The sequence below is a fragment of the Vibrio sp. 1978 genome (genome assembly GCF_033344345.1).
Genome location: NZ_JAWPOP010000003.1, coordinates 197,102 through 213,348, shown reverse-complemented (window position 1 = coordinate 213,348; position 16,247 = coordinate 197,102). Strand labels below are relative to the sequence as shown.

The window sequence follows — 16,247 nt, the reverse complement described above, 5'->3', positions numbered from 1 at the left end:
AATTACTCTTCAATTGTTGTACCAGTGATTACTACGTCTTCTAGAGGTACGTCTTGGTGCATGCCGTAAGAACCAGTGCTAACGCCTTTGATCTTATTTACGATGTCCATGCCTTCGATTACTTCACCGAACACACAGTAACCCCAACCATCTAGGCTTTCGCTACGGAAGTCTAGGAATGTGTTGTTGTTTACGTTGATGAAGAACTGAGAGCTTGCTGAATGCGGCTCCATAGTACGTGCCATAGCAAGTGTACCCACTTTGTTGCTTAGGCCGTTGTTTGCTTCGTTCTTGATAGGTGCACGAGTCGCTTTTTCACGTAGACCAGACTCCATACCACCACCTTGGATCATGAAGCCGTCAATAACACGGTGGAAAAGCGTGTTGTCGTAGAAACCGTCGCGGCAGTACTGAAGGAAGTTTGCGCTTGTCTCTGGCGCTTTCTCTTCGTTTAGTTGAATCTTGATGTCACCAAAATTAGTGTGAAGGGTGATCATGCTACTTTCCTTTACTGTGTTGTGTTGAGCCCGAGATTCTAGCCTAAGTTCTAGTGCTTTAAAAACTCAGGAAGAGGAAATTCTTCGTTTTGTGCTTGAAGTTTAGCCGATTATCGTTTTATCGGTTAATTGCTATTACCTAACTAGGTTGGAGTTGATATACTCATCTTCTTTTATTCATTCACAATCATAGATAGAGATCATGTTAAAGATATATAACACACTCACAAGACAGAAAGAGGAATTCAAACCAATTACAGCTGGCAAAGTCGGTATGTATGTCTGTGGAGTTACCATCTACGATCTCTGTCACATTGGTCACGGTCGTACTTTCGTCTCTTTTGACGTTGTATCACGTTACCTTCGCTACTTGGGCTACGATCTGACGTTTGTACGTAACATCACAGATATCGACGATAAGATCATCAAACGTGCCGCAGAAAATGGTGAGTCTTGCGATTCATTGACTGAGCGTTTGATTGGTGAAATGCACGCTGATTTTGATGCGCTGAACATGAAACGTCCGGACGTTGAACCTCGTGCGACACAGTTTATTGCTGAAATCATCGAATTGGTTGAGAAGCTAATCGAGCGCGGTTTTGCATACGTTGCAGATAACGGTGACGTAATGTTTGAAGTAGGTAAATTCAACGAATACGGCAAGCTTTCTAAGCAAGACCTTGATCAGCTTCAAGCTGGCGCGCGCGTTGATATCGAAACAGCAAAACGCAGCCCTCTAGACTTTGTACTTTGGAAGATGTCAAAGCCGGGTGAACCAACGTGGGAGTCACCATGGGGTCCTGGTCGTCCAGGTTGGCACATTGAGTGTTCAGCAATGAACTCTTCAATCCTAGGTAACCACTTCGACATTCACGGCGGTGGTTCTGACCTTCAGTTCCCACACCATGAAAATGAAATCGCACAATCATGCTGTGCACACGATACACAATACGTGAACACATGGATGCACAGCGGCATGGTAATGGTAGACCGTGAGAAGATGTCTAAATCTCTAGGTAACTTCTTTACTATCCGTGACGTTCTTGGTCACTACGATGCTGAAACAGTGCGTTACTTCCTAATGTCTGGTCACTACCGTAGCCAGTTAAACTACAGCGAAGATAACCTAAACCAAGCACGTGCTTCGCTTGAGCGCCTGTACACATCTCTACGTGGTTTAGACCTAAACGCTGCGCCTGCTGGTGGTGAAGAATACGTATCTCGCTTCACTGCAGCGATGAACGATGACTTCAACACACCAGAAGCTTACTCAGTACTGTTCGACATGGCGCGAGAAGTTAACCGTCTGAAGACAGAAAACCTAGAGAAAGCGAGCGAACTCGGTGCGCTAATGCGTGAACTAGCTGACGTGATCGGTATTCTTCACCAAGATCCTGAAGCCTTCCTAAAAGGTGATGCGGGTAACGATGATGAAGTGGCTGAAATTGAAGCTCTGATCAAGCTGCGTAATGACTCTCGCGCTGCGAAAGATTGGGCGAATGCAGATATGGCTCGTGACAAGCTGACCGAAATGGGCATTGTTCTGGAAGATGGTCCAGAAGGCACAACGTGGCGTCGTAAGTAATTGAATTTTCATTTTTAAAGGGCTGATAATTCAGCCCTTTTATTTTCCATTTCCATAAATTAAAACTTTAACTTTAGGTAATGCTCTGTGGCTCAGATGTATTTCTATTACTCAGCAATGAATGCGGGTAAATCAACAACGCTTCTTCAATCCTCTTTCAACTATCAAGAACGCGGCATGACGCCAGTTATTTTTACGGCTGCGCTAGATGATCGTTTTGGTGTCGGTAAAGTGAGCTCTCGTATTGGTCTTCAATCTGACGCACATTTATTTCGTCAGGATACCAATTTGTATCAAGAGATCGCAGATCTGAATGAGGTTGAAAAACGTCACTGTATTCTTGTTGATGAGTGTCAGTTCTTGTCGAAAGAACAAGTTTATCAACTTACTGAAGTCGTTGATAAGTTGCATATTCCAGTATTGTGTTACGGCCTTCGCACCGATTTTCTAGGCGAACTTTTTGAAGGCAGTAAGTATCTATTATCTTGGGCAGACAAGCTGGTTGAGCTCAAAACAATCTGCCATTGCGGCCGCAAAGCGAATATGGTTATTCGTACCGATGAACACGGCGTGGCAATTAAAGAAGGCGATCAAGTTGCGATCGGCGGTAACGATAAGTATGTCTCCGTATGCCGCCAACATTACAAAGAAGCGCTCGGTAAATAAGCCGTATTGATATAGAAAAGCCACCGTACTTGGTGGCTTTTTGTTTGTCGGTTAGAAAAAGCTAGACTAAGTCAAAACCAAATCGCTCGAGTAAAGCCTGGTAAGAAGATTCGACTTGCTGAGGGATGTTCTGCTCGGTTTGAAATCCTTTCTCTGGATAGCTTTTCACGCGAGAGAAATCTTCCATTAGTGCTTCTAGCACCATCATTAATGGCATGTCTTCATTAATGTACTCAAAAAATGGAAGAGCCGCAGAGCTTACTTGGAGCTGAGTGTAGGGTGACTGCCACTGTTTTTCAAATGTCGCGATTGCTCTACGCTCCATAAACGGTTTTTGTACCAGAATAAACGAGGAACACTGTTTTCCTTCCTCTTTTAATCGTTGCTCAGTAAAGCGAACGTTTTCTCCACTGTTTGTGGATTTAGTCTCGAGCAAAATTGCTTCACTTGGAACGCCCGACAACTTTGCAATCTCGGCAAAGGTTTCTGCCTCGCTTTTTTCAAACAGTCCATCTGTGAAGCGACCTTCACCCCCTGAAAATACAATCAAAGGTGCCAACTTTTGGTGGTAGAGCTTGGCAGCGTGCTCCGCTACACGCACATCATTACTGCACATCACAAACAAACAGTCCGCAGGTTTCAGTTCATGTTTGAGTTGCATGTAATCCCAAAGCGTTTCTATATGTCTATAGAGCCTCATAGCGCATCCAAAGTTGAATTGAAGTGAAATCGATAACCAAGTGAGAGTAGTTTGTCAGCAAGAATACGCTTGTCAGCTTGCTCTGTGACGGGTGGAAGAGGTATCTCACTTCCGATTTTGTTTATGGCAGCTTGGTAGAACTCAGCCTTGCTGACAGTATGAGGTGTAGTAACGTTAATGACTTGGTTGCTTAAATTGCCTAAGGCAAATTTCGCAGCCGAGACAGCATCATCTTGATGAAGCATATTAGCTGGTGCTTTACGACTAACTTGTTGAAGCCTTGCTGCAAAGCGAGATGGGTGTCTATCTGGCCCGATTAATCCGCTACAACGTAGAATAACAAAGTTAATATTCGAGTCGATAACATGCTGCTCTGCTTGAAGCATAATACGTGCATTGTCAGAGAAATAAGGGCTTTCGGCTGCTAAAGAGAGTGACGCGTCAGCTTCTTCCATATCGGAAGCAAGGTTAGGGTAAACCGTGGTAGAGCTGATCATGAGAAGTTTTTCAACGTTGTTTTGCTTAGCTGCGTTGGCAAGTATTTGCCATTGCTGTGCATATTCTTGACCGCGTCCTTTACGAAATCCTGGAGGAAAAGCACCGATAACGTGCGTAATTTGATGCTGTTTGAGCAGCTCATCTAGCCGTGCTGTGGCGTTCAATTGATTGAAATCGAACAATGCGGAGTGAGTTAATGAGGTGGGTAACTCTTTTAATCGAGTTTGGCTACGACGAGTGACGACAACATAGTGTCCATCTTTCATCAATGTTTCTGCTAGCGGAGTTCCGAGCCAGCCTGCACCTACGATCAATGTATTTGCCATTTGGGTCTTCCTACTTACTTATGTCTGCCCGAATAGGTTGAGCAGTTCTGCTTTGGCTTGTTGATGGAGGGGATCTGAATGCCATTTCTGGTGCTGAATAAGGTCAACATTGACTTGCCAAGCCAGTTTTGTGAAATCATCCCCAACTTTTTTTAATGTATTAGGTGAATACGCGACTAAATGCTGTGGTAGAAAGCACCAACCAAACCCTTTATTCGCCAATTCCAACAAAATATAGTAGTTATCAGCGTACCAGATATCTGGGCTAAATGCTTGATTGAGACCACATGGCTCTGCACTTTTGGATCGTATGACCAATTGACGATGTTGTTTTAGTTGATCAATGTGAGTGATTTGCTGCTTTGCTAAAGGATGCGTTGAAGAGACATAGACATCAAATGCAATATTGCCAAGATTGGTGAAATCGATGTGCCTTGGCATTTGTAAATCACTCAAAATAATCCCAGTCGTGGCGCGTTCCGACTTAACCAATTCAATGATATCAGGGCTTGATGCCGTTAAGCATTCAACTTGTAAGTGTGGAAAGCGTTGCTCTAACTTCTTTAGCACATCCGGCAAGCGAGTCAGAGGAATCCCTTCATCAATAGCTAAGGCTAATTTGTTCGTTGGCGTGGAAAAGAGCTGCGATGCCCTATTGTTTAGGCGGTCGAGTTGGCTGATTGTTGCTTGTGCATAGGGTACGAGAGCGAGGCCATTCTCAGTTAATTTAGGGTACCTGCCTGATCGATCGAAAAGCTCAACACCACAGTCGATCTCCATATTCATGATGTGCTGGCTCACTACAGATTGAGCTCGCCCCAGTTTTCTAGCTGCTCCTGAAAATGATCCTGCTTCTGATGTAGCAATGAAAGCTTGCAGTTGTTCGATGGTAAACATATCGCTTAAACCGATGGTATCTAACTTTTGGTTATCTAAATGATAGATAAAATTCTAAGCATTGAGTAGAACTATTTGGACAGAGAAATATGACTCGTAACGAACGAATTTTTCATGCAGTACTTTTTGAGTTAATCGCACTCGCGATTATTGTACCAGCGGCTTCATTGATCACTGGAAAGGGTTCTAGTGATCTCGCGTTGGTTGGGGTCGGGTTGAGCATGTATACCGTGATATGGAACTACATCTACAACTTGTATTTTGATAAGTGGTTTGGTGACAATCGAGCTGAGCGAAGTTTAGCGATGCGGCTTGGACACACTATTGGTTTCGAGGGAGGATTAATCTTTATCTCTCTACCTGTGATTGCCTGGTTCTTAGAAATTACGCTTCTTCAAGCTCTGATGCTGGAAGCCGGCTTCCTCGTTTTCTTCCTATTTTATGCCACTGGTTTTAACTGGTTGTATGACAAGGTTCAACCATTTAGCAAAATGAAAAAGCGATTATTGCCACAGGCATCGACAGGAAAAATATAGGACTAAAAAACGCCACCGAGTTCGGTGGCGTTTTTTGTTCAAATTACACAGACAGAACTCTCAAAATCTTATCTGCATGTTCTGCAACTTCAATGCCTTCGTCTGTTAGATAACCACCGTCAGGCTGTGTACAAAGTTGCTTCTTATATAGACGAGCAACGGCTGCCTGCATTTCTTCTGACGCGTCTGTATGAACTTTAATACCAGTTGCAGCACTACTTAGGTCGAACTGAAGAAGTAGATTCAATTCGGCGATATGTTCAGCTGAATATTTCATAAATGATTCCTTTGCGCTTTTTTTACCAAGCTAGTCTGAAAAGTAGCGTTGGGCAACATTCAACGACAAGAAGTGTTAAGTATGGCGCTATCAGGCTGATATAACGCAGGATCTTTGTTCGAAAGGCCGAATACTTGTTAAGTATCAATGATACTTACGGTAGCGAATGATAGGCGCTATTTATTGCTTGATCTCCCAATAACAACGATTTTAGTAAACACGCCAAACAGCACTTGAAAAAATAGGGAAATAGAGCGATTATCCGCGCCTCTTTAAATGTTTCTAAATGTTACACCAGAATGAACTTTAATCAGTTTGACTCACTATTACCGCCACAAGCTGCGGAACGCGCGGCTGAAGTGGGGGTAGGCAAAGCAACGAAAGCTCCAATCAAATCTTTTCTGCTCGCCATTTCTGCGGGGCTTCATATTGGTATTGCTTTCATCTTCTATACCACGGTAACGACAGGCGCAGGCGAGCTGCCTTGGGGCATTACACGACTCATTGGTGGTCTGGCATTTAGCCTTGGTTTGATTTTGGTGGTGGTTACTGGCGGCGAGCTTTTCACTAGCTCTGTGCTGACACTAGTTGCGCGTGCGAGTGGAAAAATCTCTTGGCAAGCACTTATCAAAAACTGGTTGGTGGTTTACTTTGGCAATATGGTTGGGGCCATTTTGCTCGTGGCCTGTATGCTAGTTACCAAGCAATATATGTTTGATCATGGCCAAGTTGGTCTTAACGCGATGGCGATCTCCCAACACAAATTACATCATGGTTTCTTTGCTGCTGTTGCGCTTGGCATTATGTGTAACGTATTAGTTTGTATTGCAGTTTGGATGACGTTTAGTGGGCGAACATTGACAGATAAAATAGCGGTCATGATTTTGCCTGTGGCTATGTTCGTGTCGGCAGGTTTTGAGCACTGTATTGCGAACATGTTCCAAGTACCTATGGCGATTGGTATTAAGTACTTTGCGCCAGAAGCGTTTTGGCAAATGACAGGGGCAGATATTGCAAACTACGCGGACTTAAACATGATGGGGTTCATCGTAAACAACCTAATTCCTGTTACGATAGGAAACATTATTGGTGGTGGCGTATTTGTTGGCATGTGGTATTGGATGATTTATCTACGCGATGAAGATAACCATTTGCGATAAGTTTAGAAGATCACAAGAAAGGCGAACCAGATGGTTCGCCTTTCTTTTTATTTGTCTCTGCAAATGTCAAATAAGTCGAGTCATGTTAAATCAACTCTTCGTTGATGCCAAAATCGGTTGGGAGCCAATGAGAAGTTACTTCCTTTGGTTCTTGAACGAGCCAATCCAGAGGTGCATCGGACAGGAGTTCATCGTAATTTTCTTTGATCATTAAGACATCCATGTACGTCTCTCCAAGTTTGTGGTCACTGCCTTTACTTTAAAATTAGAACATGTCAGTCACGTGATCAATGCATGACGATTCGATTGATCACTTATGTTGCTATGTTTCTGGTTGCGTATGGGTTTTGGGGGCTTATCCACATTTTCTGTGGATAACCTGTATCAAAGGTCGTGCGTATCTAAACTTGCAAAGAAAATTTCATAAAATTAGAGGCTTATATCAAAAAGAATTCTGCCTGACTTTTCATCTGAAAGCGTCTTGATGAGTGCTCGAAGAATAGTTGAGTTATTCAGTTATAAGTATGTTCGACTTGGCAATATAAGTTGTTTAACGGTCTTTACCCACAAGCGCCAGCTAACCATGAGTTTTGGTCGATTCGGGTTGCTCGATTTTTATCTTTATTCGGCCTTCTTTGGTTTGTACCCAGCGCAATGTCATTTCTAACGTTATGGTTACGGAGGCACTCAACATGACGAAAATAGCCAGCATAATTACTAACTGGTATTTAATCGCAACCATCGGGCTCGCGCCACCTAGAATTTGACCGGTCATCATACCCGGTAAGGTAACCAGCCCTGTAGTGGCCATAGAAGCTAAAGTCGGGGCAAGGGACTTTCTAAGAGCCTCCTGAATGAAGGGGAAGGATGCGTAGCGAGGAGAGGCTCCAAGTGAGATTGCAGCCTCATATTCTGCTTGTCTCTGCTCAAAAGCCGTAAACAAATTCTGAAGAGCGATGATATTACTACTCAAGCTGTTACCCAATAACATACCAGCAAGTGGGATCATGTACTGCGCATTGTAAATAGGGGATGGTTGCACTAAGCCTGCTGTAATTGCTATCAGAAGTGGTATTAGACCACAGGTAAGGCCCGTTAGTAGCGGAAGCATAAGTGGCTTTTTAGGTAAGCGAGCTTTTCCCGCAATTGAGCTGGCACCAATCAGTAGCATGATGGCAAGCCAAAGTATATTGACAAGTAAGCTGTTTAATTGAAAAAGATATTCTAAATACACGCCAATCAATATGAGCTGAAGTGTCATTCGGATAACACTGATTATGGTGTCTTTTGCTATCCCTAATTTGTAGCGGGCATTGATAAAGAAGGGGACCAATAAAATCAAACCAAACAGTGCCAGTTTGACCCAGCTTATATCCACCACGTTGTCCATAATCGCTCCTTGAAAATACGCGAATAATTGTATCTAAGCCTCCCCTTTATATGAACCACTACGTGCACTTTTTGCTGTTCTTAAAGTAAATCTTGAGTGCTATTTTCGACATTAATACGCAGCATTTTGTTTACAAACGGTTATCTTTTTCGGAGTTTTTAAGTCGATTTATGGCATGGTAATTACGATTTAAATGTGATCGATGTTTCTTAAATGTTGGTTATTTAACAACTCCTTAAAAGACTTATTTTGTCACATCTGTTCATGTTTTTTAATAAATAACATCAATCCATCATATCTCTGGATGAGCTCAAAAAAGTGTTGAATTACAAGGTCTGAGGTCGCTTATTTGATTGAACCCTACTATTAGTATGGTCTAACATTTTCCATTAGAGATTGTAAAAAACTTAAGCTTGGTTACGCGGGCTTTTCAATAACACTAGATACAAAATAGGCAAATGTATGAGTGATGTTAATAAAATTGAGAGTGGTGAAAAACGCTCCCTGGAGTGGAAGTCGTTCCTCTTCATTGCAGTTGTTCTCTTCCCAATTCTGAGTGTGGCCTTTGTTGGCGGCTACGGGTTCATCGTTTGGATGTTGCAAGTCTTCTTCTTTGGACCTCCAGGCGCGCACGGCATGTAAGCCAGTGAGCTCATAACCACACTTTTGAAAAGATTTTAAGAGAGCAAATAATGAAATCATTAATCATTAAACTGTGGCGTACCATGACGCGCCCAGCTGTACATATCAGCCTAGGTGTGCTGACTATGGGCGGCTTTATTGCTGGTGTTATCTTTTGGGGTGGCTTTAACACCGCTCTAGAAGCAACCAACACAGAAGAATTCTGTATTAGTTGTCACACAATGCGTGACAACGTGTACGTTGAGCTACAAGAAACGGTGCACTGGAAAAACCACTCTGGTGTTCGTGCTACCTGCCCTGATTGTCACGTTCCACATAACTGGACAGATAAGATCGCTCGTAAGATGCAAGCTTCTAAAGAAGTATTTGCACAAGTATTTGGCAACTACGACGAACCGGGTGTGTTCGAAGAGCGTCGTATCGAACTTGCTAAACACGAATGGGATCGTTTCTCGGCAAACAAATCTCTGGAGTGTAAAAACTGTCACAACTACGAATCGATGGATTTCGAGCAAATGTCTCCTACGGCTCGTATCCAAATGAAGCAAGCCGCTGAGAAAGATCAAAGCTGTGTTGACTGTCACAAGGGTATTGCGCACAACCTACCAGCAGGCATGGAAAGCATTGGCGGTATCGTGGGTGATCTAGAGGGTATGACTTCTAACACTGATTACGGCGTTGGTCAGCAACTCGTGAGCGTTCGTCACCTACCAATTTACTTTGATGCGCAAGGCAGTAAAGAAGCTGGTCTTCTTAATCCTGCATCGACCGTTAAAGTTCTTGAAGACAAAGGCGAGTTTGTTGAGATCGAAATTGACGGTTGGCGCAAAGCAAAAGGTTTTGGTCGTGTAATTCAAGAAGACTTCGGTAAGAACATTGCGACTGCGTCTCTGATGAAAGAAGCAGCAACAGACAGCAACATTGTGACGACTGGTGAGAAAAAAGTGGATGAGTTAACAGGCCTTCCTTGGGAAAAAGTAGCGGCGAAAGTATGGATTAAGAAAGAGTCTATGCTGAACGACATCAATCCTGTTTGGGAAAAATCTCGTGAAGCCTACAAGACCAATTGTTCTGTATGTCACACTCAACCTGCGGAAGCGCACTTCGACGCGAACACCTGGCCAGGTATGTTCGACGGTATGTTGGCGTTCGTTAACCTAGATACAGACAGTGAAGCACTGATCTTGAAGTATCTACAGAAACACTCTTCAGATTATGCTGAAGGTCACCACTAATAAGCGTCGGATTGGAGTAATTTTAAATGGCTATTACACGAAGAAGTTTTCTTAAAGGTGTAGCAACCACAAGTGCAGCGTCAGTAATTGGTCCTAGCTTATTGGCGTCCGCCTCTGCAAATGCCGTTGAGACGACAGGTACTTGGAAAGTAACCGGTTCTCACTGGGGCGCGTTCCGCGCCCACATCTACGCGGGTAAAGTTCAAGAGATCAAGCCGCTAGAGCTAGACAAAAACCCAACAGAAATGTTGAACGGCATCAAGGGTATTATCTACAGCCCTTCACGTGTGCGTTACCCAATGGTTCGTCTAGATTGGTTGAAGAAACACAAATACAGCGCGGATACTCGTGGTAACAACCGTTTCATCCGAGTAACTTGGGATGAAGCGCTAGATTTGTTTTATCGCGAACTAGAACGTATTCAAAAAGACTACGGCCCATGGGCGCTGCATGCAGGTCAAACAGGTTGGAACCAAACGGGTTCATTTAACAACTGTACAGCGCACATGCAACGTGCAGTAGGTATGCACGGCAACTTCATCACTAAAGTAGGTGACTACTCGACGGGTGCAGGTCAAACCATTATGCCGTACGTGCTAGGTTCAACCGAAGTGTACGCACAAGGTACGTCTTGGTCTGAGATCCTAGAAAACTCTGACAACATCGTTCTTTGGGCTAACGACCCAGTGAAAAACCTTCAAGTAGGTTGGAACTGTGAAACGCATGAGTCGTTTAAGTACCTTGCACAACTAAAAGAAAAAGTGGCGAAAGGTGAGATCAACGTTCTATCTGTAGACCCAGTGAAGAACAAAACTCAGCGCTACTTAGAGAACGATCACTTGTACATCAACCCGCTGACAGACGTAGCGTTCATGCTCGCTGTGGCACACGTGTTGTACAACGAAAACCTGTACGATAAGAAGTTCATTGATACTTACTGTCTCGGCTTTGAAGAGTTCATTCAATACGTTCAAGGTAAGACAAAAGACAAAGTAGAGAAGACGCCTGAATGGGCAGCAGCGATTTGTGGCGTGAAAGCGGACAAGATCCGTGAATTCGCACGCATGCTAGTCAGCGGTCGTACACAGATCCTGATGGGTTGGTGTATCCAGCGTCAAGAGCACGGTGAGCAGCCATACTGGGCAGCGGCTGTGGTTGCTGCAATGGTTGGTCAAATCGGTCTACCTGGCGGTGGTATCTCTTACGGTCACCATTACTCAAGTATCGGTGTGCCTTCTACTGGTTTCGCGGGCCCTGGTGGTTTCCCTCGTAACCTTGACCAAGGTATGAAACCGAAGTGGGACAACAACGACTTTAACGGTTACAGTCGTACTATCCCTGTTGCACGTTGGATCGACTGTCTGCTAGAGCCTGGCAAAGAGATCAACTACAACGGCGGTAAAGTGAAACTGCCAGACTTCAAGATGATGGTTATCTCGGGTTGTAACCCATGGCACCACCATCAAGATCGTAACCGCATGAAGAAAGCGTTCCGCAAGCTTCAAACGGTTGTAACGATCGAGTTTGCTTGGACTGCGACATGTCGTTTCTCAGATATCGTTCTACCGGCGTGTACGCAATGGGAACGTAACGACATCGACGTATACGGTTCATACTCGAACAAAGGTCTGATTGCGATGCATCGCCTAGTTGATCCATTGTTCCAATCTAAGCCTGACTTCCAAATCATGAGTGAACTAACTCAGCGTTTTGGTCGCCGCGAAGAATACACTCGTGGTATGAGCGAGATGGAATGGATCGAAAGCCTTTACAACGATTGTAAAAAAGCGAACGAAGGTAAGTTTGAAATGCCAGAATTCAACGAGTTCTGGGAGAAGAGCGTACTAGACTTCGGTGAAGGTAAACCTTGGGTTCGTCATGCGGACTTCCGTAAAGACCCTGAGCTGAATCCACTAGGTACGCCGTCTGGCTTCATCGAGATCACGTCTCGTAAGATCGGCCGTTACGGTTACGAACACTGTCAAGAGCACCCAATGTGGTTCGAAAAATCAGAGCGTTCACACGGTGGTCCTGGTTCAGATAAATACCCATTCTGGTTGCAGTCTTGCCACCCTGATAAGCGTCTGCACTCTCAGATGTGTGAGTCTGAAGAGTTCCGCGCGACTTACGCGGTACAAGGTCGTGAGCCGGTTTACATCAACCCAGCGGATGCCAAAGCAAAAGGTATCAAAGATGGCGATTTGGTACGTGTATTCAACGGTCGTGGTCAGCTGTTAGCTGGCGCTGTTTTGACTGACAGCTACCCACGTGGCGTTATTCGTATCGAAGAAGGTGCATGGTACGGTCCTCTAAACGAGAAAGAGGGCGCAATCTGTACCTACGGTGATCCTAACACGCTAACGCAAGACATCGGTTCTTCTGAGCTTGCACAGGCGACTTCTGCGAACACATGTATCGTAGACTTCGAGAAGTTCACAGGTAAAGTGCCGCCAGTCACTTCATTTGGTGGTCCGATCGAAGTTGCTTAATTAGTGCAGTTTGCATAAATCGAAATACCAGCCTCAGGGCTGGTATTTTTTTATCAAAATTTCAGTGAGCGTTGTCTCAATAGTAACTTCATAACGTTAAACGAGACTGGTATTCGTGATGATGGTAACGAATTGGGTGAGACAAGCAGGAGATAATGCGCCAAGCTAAACAATAATAATTAAGTGAGTAGACTCTTTATGGCTCAGAGCATTCAATTGGCAAATCACACTGAGATCACTGTGAATAACAATGACTTCCAAGTTGAAGTCGAGGGTAATCAATTACATTTTTCTTTTGCTGGTCTCCACAATAAAACCTTTACCGACCGTGAAGTGTTGCTCGAAATGCCGTTTTTGTACGAGCACGAGGCCAACGTAATTGGGGATGGTTTTCAAATGTTGGCGCAAACGGCGGGAACGATCAATCACCCCGTTGATATTGGTCGCTGTCCAGACAATAATCCTTCTTATCGAATCTACCCTAAAGATGCCCCTAAGCGTTATTACAACTATTTAGTGGTGGAAGGTTCAGCGGGCTACACATTATTTGGCTTCACATCATGTCATCGCTTTGCTGGCTATTTTGATGTTGTACTGCGTGATGGGCATTGGGTTTTATCAGCCGCAATTGATGGTGAGTTGACTCAAGTGGCGGATTGGGAAAGTAATCAACTTGAATCCGTGGCGGTACTCTGTGGTCAATCGCTATCCGAGCTTTATCAAACCTATGGCGAGATGATTGCAAAGCATCATCCTGTTCGCCAAGGTGTGACACAAGATACGCCTGTTGGTTGGTGTTCGTGGTACGCGTACTACGCAGACGTGACAGAGCAAAACATCATGCAGAACGTTGATTGCATGCAAGATAAGCTCGAAGACCTTGAGTGGGTACTTCTGGATGATGGCTATCAAGCCTTTATGGGCGATTGGTTAACCCCATCAGATAAGTTTTCTGGTGGCGTAAAAGAGCTCATTCATAACATCCGTGCAAAAGGAAAAAAGCCGGCAATTTGGATGGCGCCTTTCATTGCACAGCCTGAGTCGGAGATCTTCAAACAGCATCCAGAGTGGTTTGTTCGCCACAAGGATGGTGGCTTACTTAAAGCAGAAGATGTCACATACGGTGGTTGGCGATGCACGCCTTGGTACATACTCGATACCTCAAACCCAGAAGTACAAGACCATCTGACGAATGTAGTCTCTGTCATGAGACAAGAGTGGGGCGTTGAGTTGTTCAAGCTAGACGCGAACTATTGGGGCACCTTAAAAGGTGTTCGTAAACAATCTGGTATTACAGGCGTTGAGGCGTATCGCTTAGGAATGGAAGCGATTGCCAAAGGCGCTGGTGATGCGTGGCTTTTAGGTTGCAACGCGCCAATGTGGCCATCTCTGGGGCTTGTGGATGCAATGCGTGTTTCTGACGATGTAGAGCGTCATAGTCGTCGATTCGAGCAGATAGCCAGAGAAACCTTTTACCGTAGTTGGCAGCACCGAAAACTGTGGCAAATTGACCCGGATTGCGCGACATTCACTTCATTAGCTAATCAATCTGCATCCAGAGAAGAGTATGAATTTCATCGCACGGTGTTATTAGCGAGTGGTGGTTTGCTGCTGTCTGGCGACCCACTCCCTGAGATTACGCCGTTTGCTAAGAAGACACTGGCTAAGCTCATGTTACGTCAACAACGTAACCAGCAATCTGCAAAGTTTACCGCTTTGAGTTTAAATCACGCGTTTTTAAAACTAACGACGAAGAATGACCTCCATTGTTTGTTTAATTATGCGAGTTACGGAGCGATGGAATTTACGCTGACGTCTGATCAACCGGTGGACTGGTATGATTACTGGACAGGGGAAAAGCTAAACCAAGAACCTTGCCAGTTGTTAATGGTGAGCGTGGATAAAGGGCTCAATGCGAAAGCGATCGTTACAGCATAACGTGAAGTAAATCGCCTAATACCAAGATCAAGAAAGGAGCCTATTGCGGCTCCTTTCTCGTTTTGATGCTCTGGGCGTTAGAACTCGAATAAAAAGTAATACCCGTATCCAAAAATAAACGCAGGAATGGACGAATAAATAGTCGCGACCAAAGCAGCTTTCGGTGCCATAGCAATGGCGGGGAATAGGGCGTCACCATCGTTAGAAATCGCATTTGCCAATTGCGCCGAAAGTGGCGCTGCACCAGAGATGTACAGGCTAGTGACTAAAATTTGCGGACCACAACCAGGTAGCATACCAATGGCTAAGCCAGCTAATGGCATCCATATCCCCCAATGAGAAAAGGTTTCTACGAGGTCGATTCCAGAAAAATAGGTCGTCAGTTCAAACGCCAGAAAAGCGACGATCACCCAAGCACTGACGAAGTTTGTGTCTTGAGCCGCTTTTTGAATTGGATGCGAGTCCACAATTTTTTCATCTTCAGAGACCGTTGACTGATAATCGCCGAGCTCTTTTGTCATAGCCCACAACGACATTGTGATCACCGCGAAGATAGCGCCCAGCCATTCAATGGTGTTGGCTTTCAAAGATAGCAACTGATTAATATCTATTTGGAAAGACATTAACACAGCAACGACACTAGCAGGCACAATAAGCCATTTCCAAAATGCGCCTTGTAGATTGATTGCACGTTGTTCAAGAGGCGTGTGTCGGTCTGTCTGGTGTTGGCAACAAGCATGTGTCTGAGGTGCTTCTTTTGGTTCTGGTCGCAGAAAGTTATCAGCATGAAAAGCATTAACGACTAACCCTGAAAGAGTACCCACGATAATGCCTAATCCAACCACGCCTAATCCAACACTTGGTTTGGCGGCAAGAAGTAAAAAGGCAGCGTCACCCATTGTTGAAGTAAGTACCGCGACAATCGCACCAAATCCCACTCGGCCACTAATAAATTGCGTTGTCACAACAATAGCGCCACCACAGCCAGGCAAAGCACCCAATAAAGAAGCAAAGAAAACCTGATGATTACGCGAGCGATGATATAGCTCGGTAATTCGATTGGTTTTCGACATAAAGTTTGAAAGATAATGATAAATAGCCAATGTGGCAGCAACATAGCATGACACTGCCCAGAATGAGTCGGATAGCGTCTGTACGGCTACGTCACGTGTATTTTCATTGCCTAGCAAAATGAGCATGACGATAGGGATCAGCAATCGCTTATAAGCTAAACGAAACTGAGTAGGCTGAAACAACTGTTGTGCAGAGTGTAATAATTGGGTCGCGTTCATCGTTTACTCAAATGCAAATAGGAATAATTGTCATTATATGTAAATGAGATTTATTCGCAATAGCATTGTGAACTTTTCTTCGTGTCAAACTCTCTGAAATCAGGTAAAGTATCGGCCTT

General features: G+C 44.4%; 16 protein-coding genes. 8 read left to right on the top strand and 8 right to left on the bottom strand.

From position 1 onward, the window contains the following. Positions 1–2: 2 nt before the first annotated feature. The gene (locus R8N49_RS04705; RefSeq protein ID WP_005378156.1) at positions 3–497 is read right to left on the bottom strand and encodes a peptidylprolyl isomerase; all 495 of its coding nucleotides are present in this window, start codon (positions 495–497) and stop codon (positions 3–5) included. Positions 498–699: 202 nt separating this feature from the next. Between R8N49_RS04705 and cysS the strand changes: the two genes are divergently transcribed. Both cysS and R8N49_RS04695 read left to right on the top strand, forming a co-directional pair. Next, complete coding sequence (cysS, locus tag R8N49_RS04700) at positions 700–2,082, top strand: cysteine--tRNA ligase (protein ID WP_005378155.1); 1,383 nt, start codon at positions 700–702, stop codon at positions 2,080–2,082. An 87-nt stretch (positions 2,083–2,169) separates the two neighbouring features. After that, positions 2,170–2,748, top strand: coding sequence for a thymidine kinase (locus tag R8N49_RS04695; protein ID WP_042522050.1), 579 nt, complete (start codon positions 2,170–2,172; stop codon positions 2,746–2,748). A gap of 61 nt (positions 2,749–2,809) precedes the next feature. Here the strand turns inward: R8N49_RS04695 and R8N49_RS04690 are convergent, their stop codons facing one another. From R8N49_RS04690 to R8N49_RS04680, 3 genes are read right to left on the bottom strand one after another with little or no spacing between them, the layout of a single operon-like run. Further along, positions 2,810–3,448, bottom strand: a complete 639-nt coding sequence (locus R8N49_RS04690) for a YdcF family protein (RefSeq protein ID WP_042522048.1) — start codon at positions 3,446–3,448, stop codon at positions 2,810–2,812. After that, positions 3,445–4,272, bottom strand: coding sequence for an NAD-dependent epimerase/dehydratase family protein (locus tag R8N49_RS04685; protein ID WP_025766873.1), 828 nt, complete (start codon positions 4,270–4,272; stop codon positions 3,445–3,447). The genes R8N49_RS04690 and R8N49_RS04685 overlap by 4 nt, the downstream gene beginning before the upstream one ends. Positions 4,273–4,290: 18 nt before the next feature. Next, a complete protein-coding gene (locus R8N49_RS04680; RefSeq protein WP_025766872.1) occupies positions 4,291–5,169 on the bottom strand; it encodes a LysR family transcriptional regulator in 879 nt (292 codons plus the stop codon). A gap of 89 nt (positions 5,170–5,258) precedes the next feature. Here R8N49_RS04680 and R8N49_RS04675 point away from each other — a divergent pair, with 89 nt between their 5' ends. Next, on the top strand, positions 5,259–5,705 hold the full coding sequence (locus R8N49_RS04675) for a PACE efflux transporter (RefSeq protein ID WP_042522041.1): 447 nt from the start codon (positions 5,259–5,261) through the stop codon (positions 5,703–5,705). Positions 5,706–5,748: 43 nt separating this feature from the next. On the opposite strand, the gene R8N49_RS04670 is transcribed toward R8N49_RS04675, so the two are convergent. Next, the gene (locus tag R8N49_RS04670) at positions 5,749–5,982 is read right to left on the bottom strand and encodes a TIGR02647 family protein (RefSeq protein ID WP_005387662.1); all 234 of its coding nucleotides are present in this window, start codon (positions 5,980–5,982) and stop codon (positions 5,749–5,751) included. 299 nt (positions 5,983–6,281) lie between these two features. Here R8N49_RS04670 and focA point away from each other — a divergent pair, with 299 nt between their 5' ends. Further along, the gene (gene focA, locus R8N49_RS04665) at positions 6,282–7,142 is read left to right on the top strand and encodes a formate transporter FocA (protein WP_005378146.1); all 861 of its coding nucleotides are present in this window, start codon (positions 6,282–6,284) and stop codon (positions 7,140–7,142) included. 85 nt (positions 7,143–7,227) lie between these two features. On the opposite strand, the gene R8N49_RS04660 is transcribed toward focA, so the two are convergent. After that, positions 7,228–7,353, bottom strand: a complete 126-nt coding sequence (locus tag R8N49_RS04660; protein WP_254903806.1) for a hypothetical protein — start codon at positions 7,351–7,353, stop codon at positions 7,228–7,230. A gap of 366 nt (positions 7,354–7,719) precedes the next feature. Continuing rightward, positions 7,720–8,532, bottom strand: a complete 813-nt coding sequence (locus tag R8N49_RS04655) for an ABC transporter permease (protein WP_047100766.1) — start codon at positions 8,530–8,532, stop codon at positions 7,720–7,722. Between the two features lie 462 nt (positions 8,533–8,994). Between R8N49_RS04655 and torE the strand changes: the two genes are divergently transcribed. The 4 genes from torE (at position 8,995) to R8N49_RS04635 (ending at position 14,836) form a co-directional block, all read left to right on the top strand. Beyond that, positions 8,995–9,174 carry a trimethylamine N-oxide reductase system protein TorE gene (gene torE / locus R8N49_RS04650; RefSeq protein WP_005378141.1) on the top strand — a complete coding sequence of 60 codons (180 nt, stop codon included), beginning with the start codon at positions 8,995–8,997 and terminating at the stop codon, positions 9,172–9,174. Positions 9,175–9,224: 50 nt separating this feature from the next. Next, positions 9,225–10,409: a pentaheme c-type cytochrome TorC gene (torC, locus tag R8N49_RS04645; protein ID WP_064368035.1), complete on the top strand. Its 1,185-nt coding sequence runs from the start codon at positions 9,225–9,227 to the stop codon at positions 10,407–10,409. A gap of 26 nt (positions 10,410–10,435) precedes the next feature. Continuing rightward, positions 10,436–12,898, top strand: coding sequence for a trimethylamine-N-oxide reductase TorA (gene torA, locus R8N49_RS04640; protein ID WP_005378138.1), 2,463 nt, complete (start codon positions 10,436–10,438; stop codon positions 12,896–12,898). Between the two features lie 198 nt (positions 12,899–13,096). Then, positions 13,097–14,836: a glycoside hydrolase family 36 protein gene (locus tag R8N49_RS04635; protein WP_115385870.1), complete on the top strand. Its 1,740-nt coding sequence runs from the start codon at positions 13,097–13,099 to the stop codon at positions 14,834–14,836. Between the two features lie 77 nt (positions 14,837–14,913). Here R8N49_RS04635 and R8N49_RS04630 read toward each other — a convergent pair whose 3' ends face one another. Further along, a complete protein-coding gene (locus R8N49_RS04630) occupies positions 14,914–16,128 on the bottom strand; it encodes a putative manganese transporter (RefSeq protein WP_318189871.1) in 1,215 nt (404 codons plus the stop codon). Positions 16,129–16,247 lie beyond the last annotated feature (119 nt).

Excerpts from the sequence above, each read along its gene's own strand:
- R8N49_RS04705 (WP_005378156.1), bottom strand. The coding sequence starts at position 497 with ATGATCACCCTTCACACTAATTTTGGTGACATCAAGATTCAACTAAAC.
- cysS (WP_005378155.1), top strand. The coding sequence starts at position 700 with ATGTTAAAGATATATAACACACTCACAAGACAGAAAGAGGAATTCAAA.
- R8N49_RS04690 (WP_042522048.1), bottom strand. The coding sequence starts at position 3,448 with ATGAGGCTCTATAGACATATAGAAACGCTTTGGGATTACATGCAACTC.
- R8N49_RS04685 (WP_025766873.1), bottom strand. The coding sequence starts at position 4,272 with ATGGCAAATACATTGATCGTAGGTGCAGGCTGGCTCGGAACTCCGCTA.
- R8N49_RS04680 (WP_025766872.1), bottom strand. The coding sequence starts at position 5,169 with ATGTTTACCATCGAACAACTGCAAGCTTTCATTGCTACATCAGAAGCA.
- R8N49_RS04675 (WP_042522041.1), top strand. The coding sequence starts at position 5,259 with ATGACTCGTAACGAACGAATTTTTCATGCAGTACTTTTTGAGTTAATC.
- R8N49_RS04670 (WP_005387662.1), bottom strand. The coding sequence starts at position 5,982 with ATGAAATATTCAGCTGAACATATCGCCGAATTGAATCTACTTCTTCAG.
- focA (WP_005378146.1), top strand. The coding sequence starts at position 6,282 with ATGAACTTTAATCAGTTTGACTCACTATTACCGCCACAAGCTGCGGAA.
- R8N49_RS04660 (WP_254903806.1), bottom strand. The coding sequence starts at position 7,353 with ATGATCAAAGAAAATTACGATGAACTCCTGTCCGATGCACCTCTGGAT.
- R8N49_RS04655 (WP_047100766.1), bottom strand. The coding sequence starts at position 8,532 with ATGGACAACGTGGTGGATATAAGCTGGGTCAAACTGGCACTGTTTGGT.
- torE (WP_005378141.1), top strand. The coding sequence starts at position 8,995 with ATGAGTGATGTTAATAAAATTGAGAGTGGTGAAAAACGCTCCCTGGAG.
- torC (WP_064368035.1), top strand. The coding sequence starts at position 9,225 with ATGAAATCATTAATCATTAAACTGTGGCGTACCATGACGCGCCCAGCT.
- torA (WP_005378138.1), top strand. The coding sequence starts at position 10,436 with ATGGCTATTACACGAAGAAGTTTTCTTAAAGGTGTAGCAACCACAAGT.
- R8N49_RS04635 (WP_115385870.1), top strand. The coding sequence starts at position 13,097 with ATGGCTCAGAGCATTCAATTGGCAAATCACACTGAGATCACTGTGAAT.
- R8N49_RS04630 (WP_318189871.1), bottom strand. The coding sequence starts at position 16,128 with ATGAACGCGACCCAATTATTACACTCTGCACAACAGTTGTTTCAGCCT.